At 76.7% G+C, this 17,384-nt stretch carries 18 protein-coding genes and 3 tRNA genes; 7 read left to right on the top strand and 14 right to left on the bottom strand.

Features of this window, described 5'->3' with window-relative positions:
- Positions 1-99: 99 nt before the first annotated feature.
- Positions 100-963 (bottom strand): ABC transporter permease, encoded by an 864-nt coding sequence (locus tag AB0C35_RS45045; RefSeq protein WP_358470506.1) that lies wholly within the window; start codon positions 961-963, stop codon positions 100-102.
- A complete protein-coding gene (locus AB0C35_RS45040) occupies positions 960-1,931 on the bottom strand; it encodes an ATP-binding cassette domain-containing protein (protein ID WP_358470503.1) in 972 nt (323 codons plus the stop codon). Before AB0C35_RS45040 ends, AB0C35_RS45045 begins: the two co-directional genes overlap by 4 nt.
- A 105-nt stretch (positions 1,932-2,036) precedes the next feature.
- Here AB0C35_RS45040 and AB0C35_RS45035 point away from each other — a divergent pair, with 105 nt between their 5' ends.
- A complete protein-coding gene (locus AB0C35_RS45035; RefSeq protein ID WP_358470500.1) occupies positions 2,037-2,759 on the top strand; it encodes a TetR/AcrR family transcriptional regulator in 723 nt (240 codons plus the stop codon).
- A gap of 38 nt (positions 2,760-2,797) precedes the next feature.
- Here the strand turns inward: AB0C35_RS45035 and AB0C35_RS45030 are convergent, their stop codons facing one another.
- Together AB0C35_RS45030 and AB0C35_RS45025 are read right to left on the bottom strand one after the other, a co-directional pair.
- The gene (locus AB0C35_RS45030; RefSeq protein WP_358470497.1) at positions 2,798-3,508 is read right to left on the bottom strand and encodes a methyltransferase domain-containing protein; all 711 of its coding nucleotides are present in this window, start codon (positions 3,506-3,508) and stop codon (positions 2,798-2,800) included.
- Complete coding sequence (locus AB0C35_RS45025; RefSeq protein WP_358470494.1) at positions 3,505-3,861, bottom strand: metalloregulator ArsR/SmtB family transcription factor; 357 nt, start codon at positions 3,859-3,861, stop codon at positions 3,505-3,507. Before AB0C35_RS45025 ends, AB0C35_RS45030 begins: the two co-directional genes overlap by 4 nt.
- Before the next feature lie 154 nt (positions 3,862-4,015).
- Here AB0C35_RS45025 and AB0C35_RS45020 point away from each other — a divergent pair, with 154 nt between their 5' ends.
- Positions 4,016-4,462, top strand: coding sequence for an ArsI/CadI family heavy metal resistance metalloenzyme (locus AB0C35_RS45020; protein WP_358470491.1), 447 nt, complete (start codon positions 4,016-4,018; stop codon positions 4,460-4,462).
- A 269-nt stretch (positions 4,463-4,731) separates the two neighbouring features.
- On the opposite strand, the gene AB0C35_RS45015 is transcribed toward AB0C35_RS45020, so the two are convergent.
- Positions 4,732-7,509 carry a BTAD domain-containing putative transcriptional regulator gene (locus AB0C35_RS45015; RefSeq protein WP_358470488.1) on the bottom strand — a complete coding sequence of 926 codons (2,778 nt, stop codon included), beginning with the start codon at positions 7,507-7,509 and terminating at the stop codon, positions 4,732-4,734.
- 118 nt (positions 7,510-7,627) lie between these two features.
- On the opposite strand from AB0C35_RS45015, the gene AB0C35_RS45010 reads away from it, so the two are divergent.
- Positions 7,628-8,212 (top strand): dihydrofolate reductase family protein, encoded by a 585-nt coding sequence (locus AB0C35_RS45010; protein WP_358470485.1) that lies wholly within the window; start codon positions 7,628-7,630, stop codon positions 8,210-8,212.
- Positions 8,213-8,229: 17 nt separating this feature from the next.
- On the opposite strand, the gene AB0C35_RS45005 is transcribed toward AB0C35_RS45010, so the two are convergent.
- Entirely contained in the window at positions 8,230-8,805 is a 576-nt protein-coding gene (locus AB0C35_RS45005; protein WP_358470482.1) for a WHG domain-containing protein, read from the bottom strand.
- A 73-nt stretch (positions 8,806-8,878) separates the two neighbouring features.
- Between AB0C35_RS45005 and AB0C35_RS45000 the strand changes: the two genes are divergently transcribed.
- Positions 8,879-9,376, top strand: coding sequence for an FBP domain-containing protein (locus AB0C35_RS45000; protein ID WP_358470479.1), 498 nt, complete (start codon positions 8,879-8,881; stop codon positions 9,374-9,376).
- Here AB0C35_RS45000 and AB0C35_RS44995 read toward each other — a convergent pair.
- The 4 genes from AB0C35_RS44995 to AB0C35_RS44980 form a co-directional block, all read right to left on the bottom strand.
- Positions 9,366-10,331: an RNA polymerase sigma-70 factor gene (locus tag AB0C35_RS44995; RefSeq protein ID WP_358470476.1), complete on the bottom strand. Its 966-nt coding sequence runs from the start codon at positions 10,329-10,331 to the stop codon at positions 9,366-9,368. The two genes, AB0C35_RS45000 and AB0C35_RS44995, sit on opposite strands and share 11 nt — an antisense overlap.
- Positions 10,328-11,260 (bottom strand): NAD(P)-dependent oxidoreductase, encoded by a 933-nt coding sequence (locus AB0C35_RS44990; protein WP_358470473.1) that lies wholly within the window; start codon positions 11,258-11,260, stop codon positions 10,328-10,330. Before AB0C35_RS44990 ends, AB0C35_RS44995 begins: the two co-directional genes overlap by 4 nt.
- Positions 11,261-11,356: 96 nt before the next feature.
- Entirely contained in the window at positions 11,357-12,124 is a 768-nt protein-coding gene (locus AB0C35_RS44985; RefSeq protein ID WP_358470470.1) for an SDR family NAD(P)-dependent oxidoreductase, read from the bottom strand.
- Positions 12,125-12,252: 128 nt separating this feature from the next.
- The gene (locus tag AB0C35_RS44980) at positions 12,253-13,269 is read right to left on the bottom strand and encodes a YafY family protein (protein WP_358470467.1); all 1,017 of its coding nucleotides are present in this window, start codon (positions 13,267-13,269) and stop codon (positions 12,253-12,255) included.
- Between the two features lie 74 nt (positions 13,270-13,343).
- Here AB0C35_RS44980 and AB0C35_RS44975 point away from each other — a divergent pair, with 74 nt between their 5' ends.
- Positions 13,344-14,483, top strand: a complete 1,140-nt coding sequence (locus tag AB0C35_RS44975; protein ID WP_358470464.1) for a winged helix DNA-binding domain-containing protein — start codon at positions 13,344-13,346, stop codon at positions 14,481-14,483.
- A gap of 49 nt (positions 14,484-14,532) precedes the next feature.
- On the opposite strand, the gene AB0C35_RS44970 is transcribed toward AB0C35_RS44975, so the two are convergent.
- The 4 genes from AB0C35_RS44970 to AB0C35_RS44955 all read right to left on the bottom strand — a co-directional run bounded on the left by AB0C35_RS44970 (position 14,533) and on the right by AB0C35_RS44955 (position 15,641).
- Positions 14,533-14,605, bottom strand: a tRNA-Arg gene (locus AB0C35_RS44970).
- Positions 14,606-14,645: 40 nt separating this feature from the next.
- Positions 14,646-14,718: transfer RNA gene (locus AB0C35_RS44965), tRNA-Cys, on the bottom strand.
- A gap of 23 nt (positions 14,719-14,741) precedes the next feature.
- Positions 14,742-14,814: transfer RNA gene (locus tag AB0C35_RS44960), tRNA-Asp, on the bottom strand.
- Positions 14,815-14,933: 119 nt separating this feature from the next.
- Positions 14,934-15,641: a TetR family transcriptional regulator C-terminal domain-containing protein gene (locus AB0C35_RS44955; RefSeq protein WP_358470461.1), complete on the bottom strand. Its 708-nt coding sequence runs from the start codon at positions 15,639-15,641 to the stop codon at positions 14,934-14,936.
- Between the two features lie 71 nt (positions 15,642-15,712).
- Here AB0C35_RS44955 and AB0C35_RS44950 point away from each other — a divergent pair, with 71 nt between their 5' ends.
- Together AB0C35_RS44950 and AB0C35_RS44945 are read left to right on the top strand one after the other, a co-directional pair.
- Positions 15,713-16,858, top strand: coding sequence for an FAD-dependent monooxygenase (locus AB0C35_RS44950; RefSeq protein WP_358470458.1), 1,146 nt, complete (start codon positions 15,713-15,715; stop codon positions 16,856-16,858).
- Between the two features lie 20 nt (positions 16,859-16,878).
- The coding region (locus AB0C35_RS44945) for an alpha/beta hydrolase fold domain-containing protein (protein ID WP_358470455.1) at positions 16,879-17,384 on the top strand (506 nt) is incomplete at its 3' end.

The raw sequence follows: 17,384 nt of genomic DNA, 5'->3' as shown, positions 1-17,384 counted from the left end.
GGCCAGCTCACGGTAGGTGTCGGCGAGGTCGGGGTTGCGGAACAGCGACCCTACGGCCGCGGCCCGCTCCCCCGCTCCCCCGCGCGCGCCGCCGGGGCGTCAGCGGCCGCGGCGCCCGTGGGTCCGCACCGACAGCGGCACGAAGACCGCCAGCAGCAGGAGCGACCAGCCGAGCGTGGCGGCGACGGGGTGGGCGACCGGCCAGGCCGCGTCGCCGGCCGGGGCGCCGGGGTTGCCGAACAGTTCGCGGCAGGCGGCGGTGAGGGCGCTGACGGGGTTCCATTCGGCGATCGCGCGCAGCGGGGCGGGCATGCCGCCGGTGGGGACGAAGGAGTTGGACAGCATGGTGACCGGGAACACCAGCGGCAGCAGCTGGTCGGCGGTCTGCTCGTTTGGTACGACGAGGCCGAGGTAGCAGCCGGCCCAGCTCAGCGCGTACCGCATGAGGGCCAGCAGCAGGAACGCCTCGGCGGCGGGCCAGACGCCGTTGTGGGCGCGCCACCCGACGATCAGCCCGGCGGCGGCCATGACGGCGATGCCGAGGACGCCGCTGAGGACGTCGGCGCCGGTCTGCCCGAACGGGACGGCGGATCGGGCCATCGGCATGGAGCGGAACCGGTCCATGACGCCGCGGGAGGCGTCGGCGGCGACGCGCATGGTGACGGCCATGGGGGCGGTGAAGGTGACCATGGCGAACAGGCCGGGCATCAGGTACTCGCGGTAGTTCCCGCCGCCGGGGACGGCGATGGCGCTGCCGAACACGTAGCCGAACAGCACGACCATGACGGCGGGGAAGATCAGCGCGGCGATGAGCTCGCCGGGTTCGCGCCGGATGCGCGACAGTTCGCGGCCGATGAGGGTGAGGCCGTCGGTGAGCGTCCAGCGCAGCCGCCCGGCGCGGGACGCGGTGCCGGTGAGGGCCGGGCCGGTCAGAGCCGGGCCGGTGAGGGCGGGGCCGGTCATCGGGCGGTCTCCTTCTCGTGCTCGGGCGCGGCGCCGGCGGCGGTGCCGGTGAGGCGCAGGAACACCTCGTCGAGGGTGGGGCGGCGCAGCGCGACGTCTTCGGCGGCGACGCCGGCGCGGTCGAGTTCGCGGACGACGTCGGCGAGCCGGACGGCCCCGGCCGGCAGCGGCACCGACAGCCGGCCGCCGTCCAGGACGGGGTGGGCGCCGGCGAGGGCGTGCAGGACCGCGGCGGCGCCGCCGGCCATGGCGGGGTCCTCCAGGACGACGTCGAGGCGGTCGCCGATGGAGGCCTTCAGCCGGTCGGGGGTGCCGGTGGCGATGACGCGGCCGTGGTCGACGACGGCGATGTCGTCGGCGAGCCGGTCGGCCTCGTCCAGGTACTGGGTGGTGAGCAGGACGGTGGTGCCGCCGGCGGCCAGTTCGCGGACGGCGTCCCAGATCTCGCCCCGGCTGCGGGGGTCCAGGCCGGTGGTGGGCTCGTCCAGGAACAGCACCTGGGGCGCCAGGATCAGGCTGGTGATCAGGTCGAGGCGGCGGCGCATCCCGCCGGAGTAGCCCCGCACCTGCCGGTCGGCGGCGCCGGCGAGCCCGAACCGCTCCAGCAGCTCGTCGGCGCGGCGGTGCGCGACGCGGCGCGGCAGGTGGTACAGGCGGCCGAACATGCGCAGGTTGCCGCGGCCGGTGAGTTTGTCGTCGACGGCGGCGTGCTGCCCGGCCAGCCCGATGCGGGCCCGCACCTGGTCGGGGCGGCGCGCGACGTCGTGGCCGGCGACGCGGGCGCGGCCGGAGTCGGCGTCGGCGAGGGTCGCCAGGATCCGCACGGCGGTGGTCTTGCCGGCGCCGTTGGGGCCGAGGACCCCGCAGACGGTCCCGGCGGGGACGGCGAGGTCGAGGCCGTCCAGGGCCTGGGTGCCGCCGTAGCGCTTGTGCAGCGCCTCGGCGAGGACGATCGGTTCGCCCGTCACGGCGCCTCCTCTGGGTACGGTGTACGCGGTCGATGCCCGCCAGCGTAAACAACCGGGTACGTCGTACGCAACTAGGATGCTGTCCAGGACGCACGAGGAGGTCGGGTGGCAGGCGGCGAGCACGTCAGCATCTGGTCGGTCCCGGAGCGGCAGGGCCGCGGCCCCCGCCCCGCCTACAGCCGCGCCCAGATCACCGAGGCGGCGGTCCGCATCGCCGACGCCGACGGCCTGGAGGCGGCCTCGATGCGCCGCATCGCCGCCGAGCTCGGCACCGGCGCGATGTCGCTGTACCGCTACGTCCCCTCCCGCGACGACCTGATCGAGCTGATGGCCGACCACGTCCTGGCCGAGATGGACCTGCCCGCCCGGCCCACCGGCGACTGGCGCGCCGACCTGACGCTGGTCGCGGTGAACACCCGCGCGATGTGGCTGCGGCACGCCTGGCTGGCGGGCCTGCCCGGCCCGCGCGCCCCGCTCGGCCCCCACCGGCTGCGGCTGGTGGAGTTCGCGATCGGCGCGCTGGACGTCGGCGTCCCCGTCGACGACGTGCTCACCCTGCTCGACATGCTGAACGGCTACGTCGAGCGCGTCGTGCGGAGCGAGATCGAGTGGGAGCGCGAGAACCGGCGCAGCGGGATGACGCCGGAGCTGCTGATGGCGCGCAGCGGCCCCTACGTCCGGGAACTGCTGGGAACCGGCGCCCACCCGATGCTCGAGCGCGTCATCAGGGACGCGCGGCTGCCCCACATGACCGGCGAGGAGCGGTTCCGCCACGGGCTGGAGCGCGTCCTGGACTGCATCGCCGGCGCCCTGCCGCCGCAGCGGTGATCACCCTGCCGGTGATCACCCTGCCGCGGCGGCGATGGTCATCGGGGTTTGACGGCCTGGACGATCGCCGACCGGAGCCCGCCCCCGGCGTCGCCGGCCGGGGTGACGGCGATCTCGCCGAACCCGGCGGCGGCCAGCCGGGCGCGGTACTCCCCCGCGGTCAGCGTCCCGCGGGCGCACCCGGCGCCGCGTTCGGCCTCGGCGCGCCGCGCGGGGTCCATGCCGTCGCCGGCGATGACGTCGCTGATGCCCAGGCGCCCGCCGGGGCGCAGGACGCGGAACGCCTCGGCCAGCACCCGGGGCTTGTCGGACGAGAGGTTGACGACGCAGTTGGAGATGACGACGTCGACCGAGCCGTCCGGCAGCGGGACCTCCTCGATGCGGCCGCGCAGGAACCGGGCGTTGGCGGCGCCGGCGCGCTCGGCGCCGGCGCGGGCGAGGGCGAGCATGTCGTCGCTGGCGTCCAGGCCGTAGGCGACGCCGGAGGGGCCGACGCGCCGCGCCGACAGCAGCACGTCCAGCCCGCCGCCCGACCCCAGGTCCAGGACGGTGTCGCCGGGGCGCAGGTCGGCGACGGCCAGGGGGTTGCCGCAGCCGAGGCTGGCGCGCAGCGCGTCCTCGGGGGCGTCGTCCTCGGCGGTGTAGGCGGCGGCGCCGAAGCAGCCGCCCGGTTCCCGCAGCAGCGGGAGTCCGCCGTCTCCGGCCAGCCGTGCCAGCCCGGAGTATCGCTCGACCACCTCGTCGGTCATGATGTGTCTCCCATCGGTTCGCCGCACGTCGGCGCCCGGGGCGCGGGCCGGCCCATGACGACGTCGGCGGCGCTGGGGAAGCAGCCGACGCACGCGTCGTTGATCCGGTAGTAGCGAGCGGTGCCGCGGCTGTCGGCCAGCACGAACCGCACCTCCGCCAGCACCTTCAGGTGCGCCGACACGGTGGACTGCCCGACGTCGACCGCCTCGACGATCTCGCCCACGTTCATCGGCCGGCCCTGCCGCGCCAGCAGCGACACGATCTGGACGCGGGTCGGGTCGGCGAGCGCCTTGAACCAGGACGCGTACTCCACGGCGGCGGACCGGCCGAGCGGCCCCTTCTCAGTATCCATCGTCAATCGACGATAGACGATGGAAGTGCCCCGGACAAGAGCGCCGCGGGCACGGCTCCTGATTAGACATTCCTCTAAATTGACAGCCGTCAATGCAGAGGCGCATGCTGAAAGCGTCCACTGTTTCGATGGACGTCAAAACAGGAGGTTCGTGATGTCCCGTGTCCAGCTCGCCCTGCGCGTCTCCGACCTGGAGGCCTCGATCGCCTTCTACACCGGGCTGTTCGGCGCCGGCCCGGCCAAGCGCCGCCCCGGCTACGCCAACTTCGCCGTCGCCGAGCCGCCGCTCAAGCTGGTCCTCATCGAGGGCGCCGGCGGCGAGCCCACCCGCCTGGACCATCTGGGCGTCGAGGTCGAGGACTCCGGGCAGGTCCGCGACGCCGCCCGCCGCCTGTCGGCCGCGGGGCTGGCCACCCTGGAGGAGAACGACACGTCCTGCTGCTACGCCCTGCAGGACAAGGTCTGGGTCCACGGCCCCGGCCGGGAGCCCTGGGAGGTCTACGCCGTCAAGGGCGAGGCCCCCACCCTGGACAAGGCCGGCGACTCCGCCTGCTGCGCCCCGGACGCCGGCCGGCGGCCCGCCGCCGCGCCCTGCTGCTGACCGGCGCCCTCCCGGGTCGCGGAACCTGCGGCGCCGTGCACGCGATCCCGCCTCCGACCAGGTAGCCCACGCGGGCGATGTCGTTCGGCCGTGCGCCGTGCTCGGCGCCGGTCTCGAAGAGCGGACGGGCCCGGAGGCGGCGGCGGGCCGGGTCGATCCGGTGCCGGCCGGCGCAGGCGGGATCGCCCGCCCGGACCGGCGGCGTGGCGAACGGCCCTGCCGCCCGCCGTGCAGCCGGCCACCGTCGGGCTCTCGGCCGCGGGCCGGTGTCAGCGGTGCCGGGCGAAGGCGTCGGCGGCGGCCCGATCGGTCATCGCGAGCTGGACGCGGACCTGGTCGGCGGTGGTGGGGTCGAGATCGCCGAGGACGGCGTGGGCGCGGCGCCACTGCTCGCGGGCGGCGGCGTGGTCGCCGGTGAGGTGGTGGCAGGCGCCGAGGTGGGCCAGGACGCCGGCCTCGGCGTACCGGTCGCCGAACTCTCCGAACAGGCCGAGGGCCTGCCGGTAGAGGGGGACCGCCCCGGCGGCGTCGCCGAGCTTGAGGCGGGTGTCGGCCAGGCAGGACAGCGTGTGGGCCTCGTGGGGCCGGTTGCCGTGCTTCTGGTGCAGGACCAGGGCCTGCCCGCACAGGTCGAGGGCCCGGGCGTGGTCGCCGAGGCGGCCGTGGTGCCAGCCCAGGTCGGTGAGCGCGACGGCGCGGCCGGGCTCGTCGCCGAGGCGGTCGAACAGGTCGTGGGCGCGGCGGGCGGCGCCGAGCGCGTCGGCCACCCGGCCCTGCGCGGCGTAGACGAGGTCGCGGTGGTAATGCGTCCACGCCTGGCCGGACGGGTCGTCGTGCGATCGTTCCAGCGCGGTGTCGAGGTGGTGGTGGGCGTCGCCGAAGCGGCCCAGGTCGGCCAGCGCCAGGGCCAGGCCGCGGTGCGCCCGGGCCTGTTCGGCCGGGTCGCCGAGCCGCTGCGCGGCGGCCACGGCGGCGCGCTGGGTCTCGGCCCGTTCCAGCCAGCGGCCCCGCCGGTGCAGGAAGACCGACAGCGCCCGCGCCAGATGGCAGGCGTGCCGGTCCAGGCCCAGGTCCGCGGCGAGTTCCAGGACGGCCGGCAGGGCGGGGAGTTCGGCCGTGAGCCACGCCGCCGCCTCGCCGGGCCCGGCGAACCCGGTCACCGACACGCCGGGGCGGGGCGCGGCGGGGGCGGTGGTCTCGATGTGCCCGGGGACGTGCAGCGCGGCGGCGTGCGCGGTCTGGACGTAGTGGTCGACGATACGGTGCCGGGCGGCGTCGCGGTCGGGGTCGCGGGCCTCGCACAGTTCGGCGGCGTAGGCGCGCAGCAGCTCGTGGCAGGAGTAGCGGCCCGGGGCGTGCTCGGTGAGCAGGCTGGCGCGGGCCAGCGCGTCCAGGTGCGGCCGGGCCCGCGCCGCGGGGACGCCCGCCAGGCTGGCGGCGGCGTCGGCCGTGACGCCGGGGCCGGGGTGCAGCCCGGCGGCCAGGCGGAACAGCCGCGCCGTGTCGTCGCCGAGCGTGTCGTAGGACCACGAGAAGATCGCCCGGACGCCGGCGGCGCGGTCCAGCGCGCCGAGGGCGTCGCCGAGTTCGGCGGCGAGCGCGCTCAGGGGGTGCGCGGGGTGGAGCGCGGCGCGGGCGGCGACGATCGCCAGCGCCAGCGGCAGGCCGGCGCAGCGGCGGACGATCTGTTCGGCGGCGGCGGGTTCGGCGGCGGTGCGGCCGGGGCCGAGCCGCGCGGCCAGCAGCCGCCCGGCCTGGTCGGGCGGCAGCAGGCCGAGGGTGAGCGGATGCGCCCCGTAGGCGGTGACCAGGCCGGTGAGGTGGTCGCGGCTGGTGACCACGGTGAGGCAGCCGGGCGTCCCGGGCAGCAGCGGGGCGACCTGGGCGCTGTCGCGGGCGTTGTCCAGCAGGATCAGCATGCGCCGCCCGGCCAGCAGGGTGCGCCACAGCGCGGCCTGCGCGGCGGTGCCGCCCGGGATGCGGTGCGGCGGCGCCCGCAGCGCGCCGAGCAGCTCGGCGATGGCCGCCGCCGGGTCCGGGGCCCGCCCCGACGGGTCGTATCCGCGCAGGTCGAGGTAGAGCTGGCCGTCCGGGAAACGCCCGGCGGCCCGGTGCGCCCAGTGCACGGCGAGGGTGGTCTTCCCGACGCCGGCGGTGCCGGCGATCACCGCGATCGGCGGCGGCCCGTCCGGCGGGCCGTCGGGTGCGCCGAGCAGTGCGTCCAGCGCCGCCAGCTCGGCCTCGCGCCCGGCGAACCCGCCGACGGCGGCGGGCAGCTGCCGGGGGACCGGGCGCGCTTCGGGCGGCGCGGGGGGCGGCGCGCCGCCGGCGAGCAGGTCGGCGTGGACCTGCCGCAGCCCGGGGCTGGGGTCGGCGCCGAGGTCGTCGGCGAGCCGGCGCCGGATCGTCTCGTACCGCTCCAGCGCCTCGGCGGGCCGCCCGGCCGCCTCCAGAGCCCGCAGGAGCCGCACCCACAGCGATTCGCGCAGCGGATGCCGCCCGGCCGCCTCGGCGAGCTCGGCCGGGTCGGGTCGCGCTCCGGCCGCCAGGTCCAGGTCGGCCCGCCGTTCCAGCGCCGTCAGGTACCGCTCCCGCAGCGGCGGCGCCGCGGACTGCTCCAGCCAGTCCGACCGGATCCCCTCGAAGGGGGCGCCGCGCCACAGCGCCAGCGCTTCGGCCAGCAGGGACCGCTCGGCCGCCGGTTCGGGCGCCGCCGCGGCCCGGTCGAGCAGGCGCCCGAAGCGCAGCGCGTCGACCTCGTCGGGGCCGGCCGCCAGCAGGTAGCCGCCGGGCCGGGCCGCGACGAGCGCCCCGCCGGCGGGGCCCAGGGCGCGGCGGAGCCGCTTGACGCCGGTCCGGAGGTTGCCGCCCGGGTCGCCGTGCGCGTCCGCGCCCCACACCGCGGCGGCCAGCCGGCCGGCCGGGACGGTGCGGCCCGCCGACATCGCCAGCACGGCCAGCAGTGCGCGCAGCCGCCCGGCCGGCAGCTCAACCGGCCGCCCGTCCGCCGACACGCGCAGCGGCCCGAGCAGCTCGACGCTCAGCACGCGGATCGTCCCCCTTCCCCGGCCCGGCGGCGCGTTTCACCGGACTGACACAACTGTGCCACCGCGGCCCGCCAGGCTGGCGGCCGATCAGTACGAGCGCGATGCGCGAAGGAGTCCCATGAGCAAGGTGATCTTGGATATGAGCATGTCGCTCGACGGGTACGTCACGGCGGCCGGCGCCACCCCGCAGGAGCCGGCCGGTGCGGGCGGCGACCGGCTGACCGAGTGGGCGATGGGCGGCGACGCCGCCACCGCCGGACTGCTGGCCGCCTCCGCGGCGAGCCTGGGCGCCATCATCTCCGGGCGGCGGACCTACGACACGTCGCTGCCCTGGTGGGGGGCCGACGGGCCGACCGGTCCCGCCCGGCTGCCGTTGTTCGTCGTGACGCACGGGCCGCCGCCCGGCGACGTCCCCGAGGGCGGCGTGTACACCTTCGTGACCGACGGGATCGAAAGCGCCCTGAAGCAGGCGCGGGAGGCCGCCGGCGGCAGGGACGTCGCCGTGATGGGCGGCGCGGACACCGCGCGGCGGTTCCTGCGGGCCGGGCTGGTCGACCACATCGGGATCCACCTGGCGCCGGTGATCTTCGGCGGCGGCGGCCGGCTGTTCGACGACATCGGGGACGCCCACGTCCGGCTCGAGGTGGTGGACGTGACCGGCACCCCGAAGGCCACCCACCTGCTCTACCGCATCGTGAAATGAGCGGGTCGGGCCCGGGGTCAGGCCGGGGGCCAGTCGGTGAGGGCGGTGTGGAGGACGTCCAGGATCCTCGACCATGAGGCGTCGGTGCCGCGCGCGTCGCTGGAGTGCCGGAAGGCCTCGGCCGCCTCCAGGCTGACGAAGCCGTGGAAGGTGCTGCCCAGCAGCCGGATGGCGTCGATGTGGTCGGCCTCGGGTATGCGGTAGCCGCGCAGGATCGCCCGGGTCATCTCCACGTGCCGGACGGCGGCGCTGGCCGCGGCGGTCTGCGGGTCGAGGCTGAAGCGGCTGGCGGCGTACCGTCCCGGGTGCCTTCTGGCGTAGTCGCGGTAGGCGTCGGCGAAGGCGACCAGGGCGTCCTTGCCCGAGCGTCCGGCCAGGGCGTCGGCGGCGGCGTCGGCGAGTTCGGCGAGGGCGAACAGGGCCACCTTGACCCGCAGGTCCCGCATGTTCCGGATGTGGGAGTACAGGCTGGCCTCCTTGACGCCGAAGCTGCGCGCCAGCGCCGTGACCGTGACGTTGTCGAAGCCGATCTCGTCGGCCAGTTCCGCCGCCGTCCGGGTCAGGCGTTCGGCGGTCACCCCCGGGCGTTTCATGGGGTCATCCTCCCAGAACCTAAACGACTTAGGAATTTGCCTAACAGGTTCCGGGCCGGTTAGCCTCGCCGCCATGAGGGCGATGACCGAGAGCGACATCCGCGGATGCTTCGTCAACTCCACCAAGGGCGAGGCCGGGCGGCTCGGGCTGCCCCGGGATCTGGCGGACCGGCCGTGGGAGGACCTGGACTTCCTCGGCTGGCGGGACCCGCGCGCGCCCGGACGCGCCCATCTGGTCGCCGAGCGCGGCGGCCGGCCGGTCGGGATCGCGTTGCGGGTGACCTCCGGCGGCGGGCGCGGTTTCACCGCGCGCAGCATGTGCTCGCTGTGCCTGACCACGCGCACCGGCGGCGGCGTGGCGCTGATGACCGCGCGCCGCACCGGCGAGGCCGGCCGGCAGGGCAACACCGTCGGGCGGTACCTGTGCGGTGACCTGGACTGCTCGCTGTACGTGCGGGGCCTCAAGCAGTCGGTGGCCGGCGGTGACCTGGAGGAGACGCTGTCGCTGGAGGAGAAGGTCGCCCGCCTGCACGCCAACCTGGACGCCTTCCTGGGCAGGGTCACCGGGTGACCCCGTCCGGGGGGCGGGCGGCCGCGGCGGGCCGGCTCGCGGCGCGGCGGTGCGGGCTCCCCTCGCGCAGCGCCGTCCAGGCGTCCGCGACCGGGCCCAGGTGCCCGAGCTTGTCGGGGTTGCTGACCGTGCGGATCGTCTGGATCCGCCCGTCGCGGACGTCGAGCGTCCAGGTGTTGAGGACCCCGCCGTCCCGGTCGCGGAAGATCGCGCCGGGCTGGCCGTTCACCGGGTGCGGCTGCACCGTCGCCCCGATCCGGGCGAACGGCCGGGCGAGCGCGGCCAGGACCCGCGCCACGTTCTCGGCGCCGGTGAAGCGGTCGGCCCACAGCGGGGCCTTGCCGCCGGCGTCGCCGACCATCTGGACGTCGGCGGCCAGCAGCGCGGTCAGCGCGTCCAGGTCGCCGTCGCGGAAGGCGCCCAGGAACCGTCCGGCGAGTTCTTCGCGCTCGCGGCGGCCGGCCTCGAACCGGGGGCGGCCGGCGTCCATGTGGCGGCGCGCCCGGACCGCGAGCTGCCGGCAGGCCGCCTGCGAGCGTTCCACGGCGTCGGCGATCTCGGGGAACCCGAACCCGAACACCTCGCGCAGCACGAAGACCGCGCGTTCGAGGGGGCTGAGCCGCTCCAGCAGCAGCAGCGCCGCCATCGACACCGAGTCGGCCAGTTCTGCCGACCGCTCCGGGTCCTGGTAGGGGTCGGCCAGCAGCGGTTCGGGGAACCACGGCCCGACGTACTCCTCGCGCCGGACGCGGGCCGAGCGCAGCACGTCGATGCAGATCCGGGTGACCACGGCCGCCAGGAACGCCTTGGGCGAGGCGGGTTCGGCGCGCGCCGCGTGGTAGCGCAGCCAGGTCTCCTGGACGGCGTCCTCGGCCTCGCCGACGCTGCCCAGGATGCGGTAGGCGATCGAGAACAGCAGGGGCCGCAGTTCCTGGAACTCGCGGTCCCGGGTCACGCCAGCTCCTCCCGGAAGCCCTGCCGCCAGGACGGGTGGGCCGGTTCCCAGCCCAGTTCCCGCCTGGCCTTGGCGTTGGAGAAGCCGCGGCCCTCGGTCATCATCGTCACCGCCACGTCCCCGGCCAGCGGCCGGGCCAGCCACGCGGGGACCTTCAGTGGCCGTTTGGCGCCCGCGCACTCGGCCAGATGGGGCAGCCACTCGCTCGCGGGCGCCGGTTCGTCGTCGGCGATGTTGAACACGCCCCGCGCGTTCTGCTCGACCGCGAGGACGGTGGCGTCGGCCGCGTCGTCCAGATGCACCCACGAGCAGTGGCCGGCGCCGCCTCCCACGACCGGGAACTGCCGCTTGCGGACGGGTTCGGCCAGGTCGGCGGTGGCGCCGGGCCCGTAGAACCAGCCGTAGCGCAGGACCGCGCCGCCGGCCTCGACGACCACGTCCTCGACGTGGGCGATCGCCGCCATCCCCGGTTCGGCCGCCGTCCCGGTCATGGGGTCCAGCGGGTCCTGCTCGGTCTTGACCCAGCCGCCCCGGCGGATGCCGTTCCAGGCGCCGTAGCCCTGCGCGACGACATGGGCGACGCCGGCGGCGTCGGCGGCGGCCAGCAGGTGGTCGGTCCCCTCGGTGCGCAGCCGGTTGGTGGTGGCGAACCAGCGGTCCATGTGCTTCATGTCGGCCTTGCCGGCGTGCGCCGCGGAGATCGCGGTCATCTGGTGCACGATCACCTCGGGCCGGGCCTGCGCCACCGCCTCACCGACCGACACCGCGTCCAGGCCGTCCATCACGACGCCGTCGGCGCCGAGCCGCTCCAGCAGCTCCAGCCGGGCCGCGCCGGTGGTCGTGGCCGTCACCCGGTGGCCGCGCTCCACCAGCCGCGGCACCAGCCGCCGCCCCAGGACCCCGGTCCCGCCTGCGACGAAAACCCTCATGACCATCACCTTCCCGATATGAGCGCGTTCTTGCCACCCGAGACGAGACGGCCCGGGCGGTCTGTGACATGCCGGCCCTCACCAGGGCACCGGCCCTCACCAGGGCACGGGGCCCTCCTCGCCGAAGAACCCGCCGGTCGGCCCGCCGGCGTCGAGGGTGGCCAGGCGCACCACGACCGCCGCGCCCTGCGCGGGGGTGAGGTGGCCGGTGTGGTCGTTGCTGTCGGTGGCGACGAACCCGGGCGCCGCGGCGTTGACCAGGACGCCGTCCTTGCGCAGCTCGTTGGCGTACTGCACGGTGAGGGCGCTGAGCGCGGCCTTGGAGGGGGTGTAGGCCGCCGACGGCAGCAGCGCCGCGAAGGGGCCGTCCGGGTCGCCGGTGAGGGCCAGCGATGCGGCGTGGCTGCTGACGTTGACGATGCGCGGCGCCGGCGACCGCCGCAGCAGCGGCAGGACGGCGTTGGTCACCGCGATCACCCCGAACACGTTGGTCTCGAACACCTCCCGGACCATGTTCAGGTCGACGGAGCTGGGGACCTGGTCGTGGGCGTCCTGGGGCGAGACCTGCCCGGAGCCGGTGACGCCGGCGTTGTTGACCAGCACGTCGAGGCGGCCGAACCGCTCCCGGATCCGCTGGGCGGCCGCGCGGGCGGTGGTGTGGTCGGTGACGTCCAGGGTGAGCGCGTGCGCGTCGCCGCCCGCCGCGCGCAGCGCCGCGGCGGCCTCCTCGCCGCGCCGCGGGTCCCTGGCGCCGACCAGGACCGTCATGCCCCGCGCGGCGAGCTGCCCTGCCGCCGCGCGGCCGATCCCCTTGTTCGCCCCGGTGACCAGTGCGATCTTCTGCTGTGCGGTCCGCTCGCTCATGATCGGCTCCTCGCCGTGGGAGGGTGCGTTCTTCTCAGAACGCCTCTACGGGGCCCGAGACGAGACAGCCCGGCCGCCTGTGACACGCGGGCCTGCGGCGGGAGGGACACGACCGCGCTGCGCCGTGTTCAGGCGGGCGCGCGGTCGTGGTCCGGCGGCGGTTCGCCGGGCCGCCCGGTGGCGTCGGCGGCGCGGGCGGCGAGGGTCCGCAGGTGGGTGATGAGTTCGGGCGGGCCGTGGACGCGGAAGTCGCAGCCGAGCATGAGCAGGCGCGCCGCGAGCCAGTCGAGGGTGTCGGCGGCGGTGGTGAGCAGGCAGCGGCCGCCGTCGAGGACGCGGACGTCGGCGGCGCCGGCGCCCAGGCGGGCGGCGGCCCGGTCGGCGGGCAGGTGGACGGTGACCTCGGCGCGGTAGACGGGGGCCAGCGCGTACATGGTGTCCCTGAAGTAGGCGGCGGCGTCGCCGCCGGGGACGTCGCGGGGTTCGGCGCGCTGCCCGGTGGGGCGGGGCGCGGTGACGCGGTCGGCGCGGAAGGTCCGCCAGTCGCGGCGGTCGAGGTCGTAGGCGATGAGGTACCAGCGGCGCGCGGCGGCGATGATGCGGTGCGGTTCGGCGTGGCGGCGCGTTTCGGTGCCGTCGCCGCCGGTGTGGGTGAAGCGGACGCGTTCCCCGGCGGCCGCCGCCGCGGCGAGGGCGGCCAGGACGGCGGGGTCGACGCCGGGCCCGGCGGCGGTCGTGAGCGGCTCGGTGGCGGCGCCGAGGGAGGCGACGCGGCGCCGCAGCCGCGACGGCAGGATGTGCTCGAGTTTGGCCAGCGCGCGGGCGGAGGCCTCGCCGATGCCGTCGACGGGGTGGGCGGCGGCGGTGCGCAGCCCGACGGCGATCGCGACGGACTCCTCGTCGTCGAGCAGCAGCGGCGGCATCGCCGTCCCGGCGACCAGCCGGTACCCGCCGCCGAGCCCGCGGGCGGCCTCGACGGGGTAGCCGAGTTCGCGGAGCCGGTCGATGTCGCGGCGGACGGTGCGCCCGCTGACGCCCAGGCGCCCGGCGAGTTCGGTCCCCGGCCATTCGCGGGGCGTCTGCAGCAGCGACAGCAGGTTCAGCAACCGGATCGCGGGTCGGCCATGCCGCCCAGCATGCCGCACATTTAGGACGGGATCCGGCCTGAACTCCTTCTAGGGTGGGCCGCGTCCGGATGGTCCGAGGCGGGAGGCGCACGGTGGCGGTGGAGATGTCGTTCGGGCAGGTGTGCGCGCGGCGGCTGGAGCGGCACGCGCTGTCGGTCCCGTCCGGGGGCGGCTGCGCGGAGGTCGCGGCGGCCGTCGCGGGCGTCCACGCGCAGGTGATGGCGGCGGCGGAGCTGGGGATCGGGCTGCGGGTGGACGGCGCGACCCGCGCGGACGTGCGGCGGGCGCTGTGGCGGGACCGCACGCTGGTCAAGGCGCACGGCCCGCGCGGCACCGTGCACGTGCTGGCGGCGCGGGACCTGCCGATGTGGGCGGGCGCGCTGTCGGCGCTGCCGCCGGCGCCGAGCCCGCACACCGGCGAGGTGCGGATGACCGCGGAGCAGACCGAGCAGGTCATCGCCGCGATCGCCGCCGCGGTGGACGAGGCGGACCTGACCGTCGGCGAGCTGGGCGAGGCGGTGGTGGAGCGGACGGGGCCGTGGGCGGGCGAGCGGGTGATGCCGGCGTTCCAGACGCTGTGGCCGCGGTGGCGGCAGGCGCTGGGGACGGCGGGGACGCGGGGCGCGGTGTGCTTCGGGCCGCCGCGCGGACGCAACGTCACCTACTCCAGCCCGCGCCGCCTGATCCCCGGTTTCCGGCCGGACGCGGCGTCCACGGCGCTGGCCGGCCTGGTCCGCCGCTACCTGCACGCCTACGGGCCGGGGACCCCGGAGCGGTTCGCGCACTGGCTGGGCGTCCCGGCCCGGTGGGCGGCGGAGCTGTTCGCGGCGCAGGACCTGGAGCGGGTGCTGGTGCAGGGCGCGCCGGCGTGGACGGCGCGCGGCGACACCGCGGCGCCGCCGGATCCGCCGCGCGGGGTGCGGCTGCTGCCCTACTTCGACGGCTACGCCTACCGGGTCGGCAACCAGCCGCCCGAGCTGCTGTATCCGGGGCGCGCCGGTGAGCGGCTGCGCGGCAACTTCCAGGTGCTGCTGGTGGACGGCGTCGCCGCCGGCCTGTGGCACCAGCGCCGGTCGGGCCGCCGCGTCGACGTCACGGTGGAGCCGCTGGTCACGCTGGACCGGGCGCGGCGGGCGGAGCTGGACGAGCAGGTGGAGCGGGTCGCGCACGTGCTGGAGGCGTCCCTGGCGAGCCTCACGATCGGGCCGGTGACGGTCGGCGGCCACGCCTGAACATCCCCGGGCGCAACGAACGCGGCCCCGCCGCACGGCGGGGCGGACGCCTCCCCGGCAGGAGTCGAACCTGCGGCTCCCGGCTTCGGAGGCCGGTGCTCTGTCCGCTGAGCTACGGGGAGTCGGGGCCCCGCCCCCAGGGTGACGCGGGGGCGGAGCCGGAGACGCCGGTGGGATTCGAACCCACGTGAGACGGTTTTGCAGACCGCCGCCTGAACCACTCGGCTACGACGTCACGGGCCCGCGGCGCGGGCCGTGCGACCCCGATGGGATTCGAACCCACGGCTGCCGGCGTGACGGGCCGGTGCTCTGGCCGCTGAGCTACGAGGTCGTGAACGAGAAAGGGCCGCGTCCCCGGTGCGGGGAGGCGGCCGCCGGCGGTGGGACACCGCTGTCAGGGGGCCGCCCGCCCGCAGGTCCGGGTCCGGGTGCGATCGTCGCGGCGACAGGTCATGACCGTCCCCTTCCGGTTTCCTCGGGCCGGGCGTTCCGGCGTCCGCACGAATCAGACTGCCCTGCGCCGCCGCCGGTCGCAACGGATTTTCCGGCGGCCCCGGGGGCGCGTTCGGGTCCTTCGGGGGGCAGGACACCGGCGAGGTATCCGGCGACGGCGGCGTGCAGCTCGCCGGGGCCGGGTTCGGGCCCGGCGCCGGCGATCGCGTCGAACATCAGCCCCTCGGCGAACGCGACGAGCCGCAGGCCGTGCGCGTCGGGGTCGGGCGACCCGGCCGCGGCCATCAGCGCACACGCGGCGCGGCGGAACCCGCGTCCGGCCTCGTCGTAGATGACGCGCAGCCCCGGCCGCCGGGTCGCCTCCAGCGCCAGCTCGTAGCGGGCGAGGGTGGCGCGGCGCCGGTCACCGGTCAGCTGGTCGTGCAGCACGCGGGCCAGCCCCCCGGCGATCGCGTCCCGCGACGCGCCGGGGGAGCCGCCGGGGGCCGCGCCGTCCAGCCCGCCGAACCGGTCGCGCTCCAGTTCGGTCAGGCGGGTCAGGGTCAGCTCCAGCAGCGCCGCGCGGGTGCGGGCCAGGTTGGACGCCGAACCGGGCGGCAGCCCGGCGGCCGCGTCGACGGCGCGGTGGGTCAGGCCCCGCATGCCGCGTTCGGCGAGCAGGGCGATGGCGGTGTCGGCGACGAGCCTGGCGCGCGGTGAGCTCACCCCCGGATCCTACCCACCCGCACTACGGGCGTAGTATACACACTACGGATGTAGTCACAAGGAGTTGAGCGATGCCGCACGCGATCGTGATCGGCGGAGGGATCGGCGGGCTGACCGCCGCCGCGGCCCTGCACGGCCGGGGCTGGGACGTGGACCTGCACGAACGCGCCCACTCCCTCGAACCCGCCGGATCGGGCCTGGCCATCGGCCCCAACGCCCTGCGCGCCCTGGACACCATCGGCGCCGGCGACACCGTCCGGGACCTGGCCGCCATGCAGGGCGACGGCGGCATCCGCCGCCCCGACGGCACCTGGCTGAGCCGCACCTCCGCCGACGCCGCCGCCGCCCGCTACGGCGACCCCACCGTCGTCCTCCTGCGCTCGGCCCTCATCGACGCGCTCGCCGCCCGCGTCCCCGCCCGCGCCCTGCACCTCGGCTCGACCGTCACCACCGTGTCCCCCCGCGGCACCGTCACCGCCGGCGGCACCGAACACCACGCCGACCTGATCGTCGCCGCCGACGGCATCCGCTCCGGCGTCCGCGCCTCCCTGTTCCCCCGCCACCCGCCCGTCCGCCACACCGGCCTGACCGCCTGGCGCGGCGTCACCGCCGAACCGGTGCCCGGCGTCACCCCCGCCGAGACGTGGGGACGCGGGCAGGTTTTCGGCATGACGCCCCTGGCCGGCGGCCGCACCTACTTCTACGCCACCGCCCGCGCCGCCGAAGGCGCCCGCGCCGCCGACGAACGCGGCGAACTGCGGCGCCTGTTCACCGGCTGGCACGACCCGGTCCCCGCGCTGCTGGACGCCGTCTCCCCCGCCGCGCTGCTCCGCAACGACATCTACGACCTGCCCGCCCCCCTCACCGCCTTCCACCGCGGGAATATCGCGCTGCTCGGCGACGCCGCGCACCCCATGACCCCCAACCTCGGGCAGGGCGCCTGCCAGGCCATCGAGGACGCGGTCGTCCTGGCCCACGAGGTCACCGCCGGGGACGGCCTGCCCGCCTACAGCGCCGCGCGGCTGCCCCGCACCACGGCGGTGATGCGCCGCTCCCACCGCATCGCCCGCCTGACCGCCCTGTCGGGCGCCGCGCCCGTCGCGGCCCGCGACGGCCTCATGCGGCTCGCCGGGCGCCTGGGCCCCACCGCGATACTGCGGCAGGCCGACATGCTCTACCGCTGGCACCCGCCCGCGACGACCCACCAGGCGCCGTAGGCTCTGCGCGGGAGGAACCGATGGGACGCGACCCCGAGTACCTGGCGTTCATGCGCCGCCGCCTGGCCGAGCCCGCCGCGCCGGGCCGCAGCGTCCAGGACGCGCGCCGCCGGCACGCCGCCGACCTGGCCCGGTCCCCGCGACCGCCGGTCGACACCGTGAAAGACCTCTCCGTGGACGGGCCGGCCGGGCCGCTGCACGCACGGCTCTACCGCCCCGCCTCCACCGGCCCGGCACCGGCGCTGGTGTACTTCCACGGCGGCGGCTGGATGCTCGGCGACGTCGACTCCTACGACCCGGTCGTGCGGGCCCTCGCGGTCGCCAGCGGCGTCGCGTGGGTGTCGGTCGGATACCGCCGCCCGCCCGAAGACCCCTTCCCCGCCGCCCTGGACGACGCCGTCGCCGCCACCCGCTGGGTCGCCGCCCGCGCCGCCCGGCTCGGCCTGGACCCCGCGCGGATCGGCGTGGCCGGCGACAGCGCCGGCGGGCAGCTCGCCGCCGCCGCGGCCGGGCGGCTGCGCGCCCC

The sequence above is a fragment of the Spirillospora sp. NPDC048819 genome (assembly GCF_040650055.1).
In the GTDB taxonomy this organism is placed as follows: domain Bacteria; phylum Actinomycetota; class Actinomycetes; order Streptosporangiales; family Streptosporangiaceae; genus Spirillospora.
The sequence above is the reverse complement of the archived record's forward strand: the minus strand, read 5'-3'. Positions and strand labels throughout refer to the sequence as shown.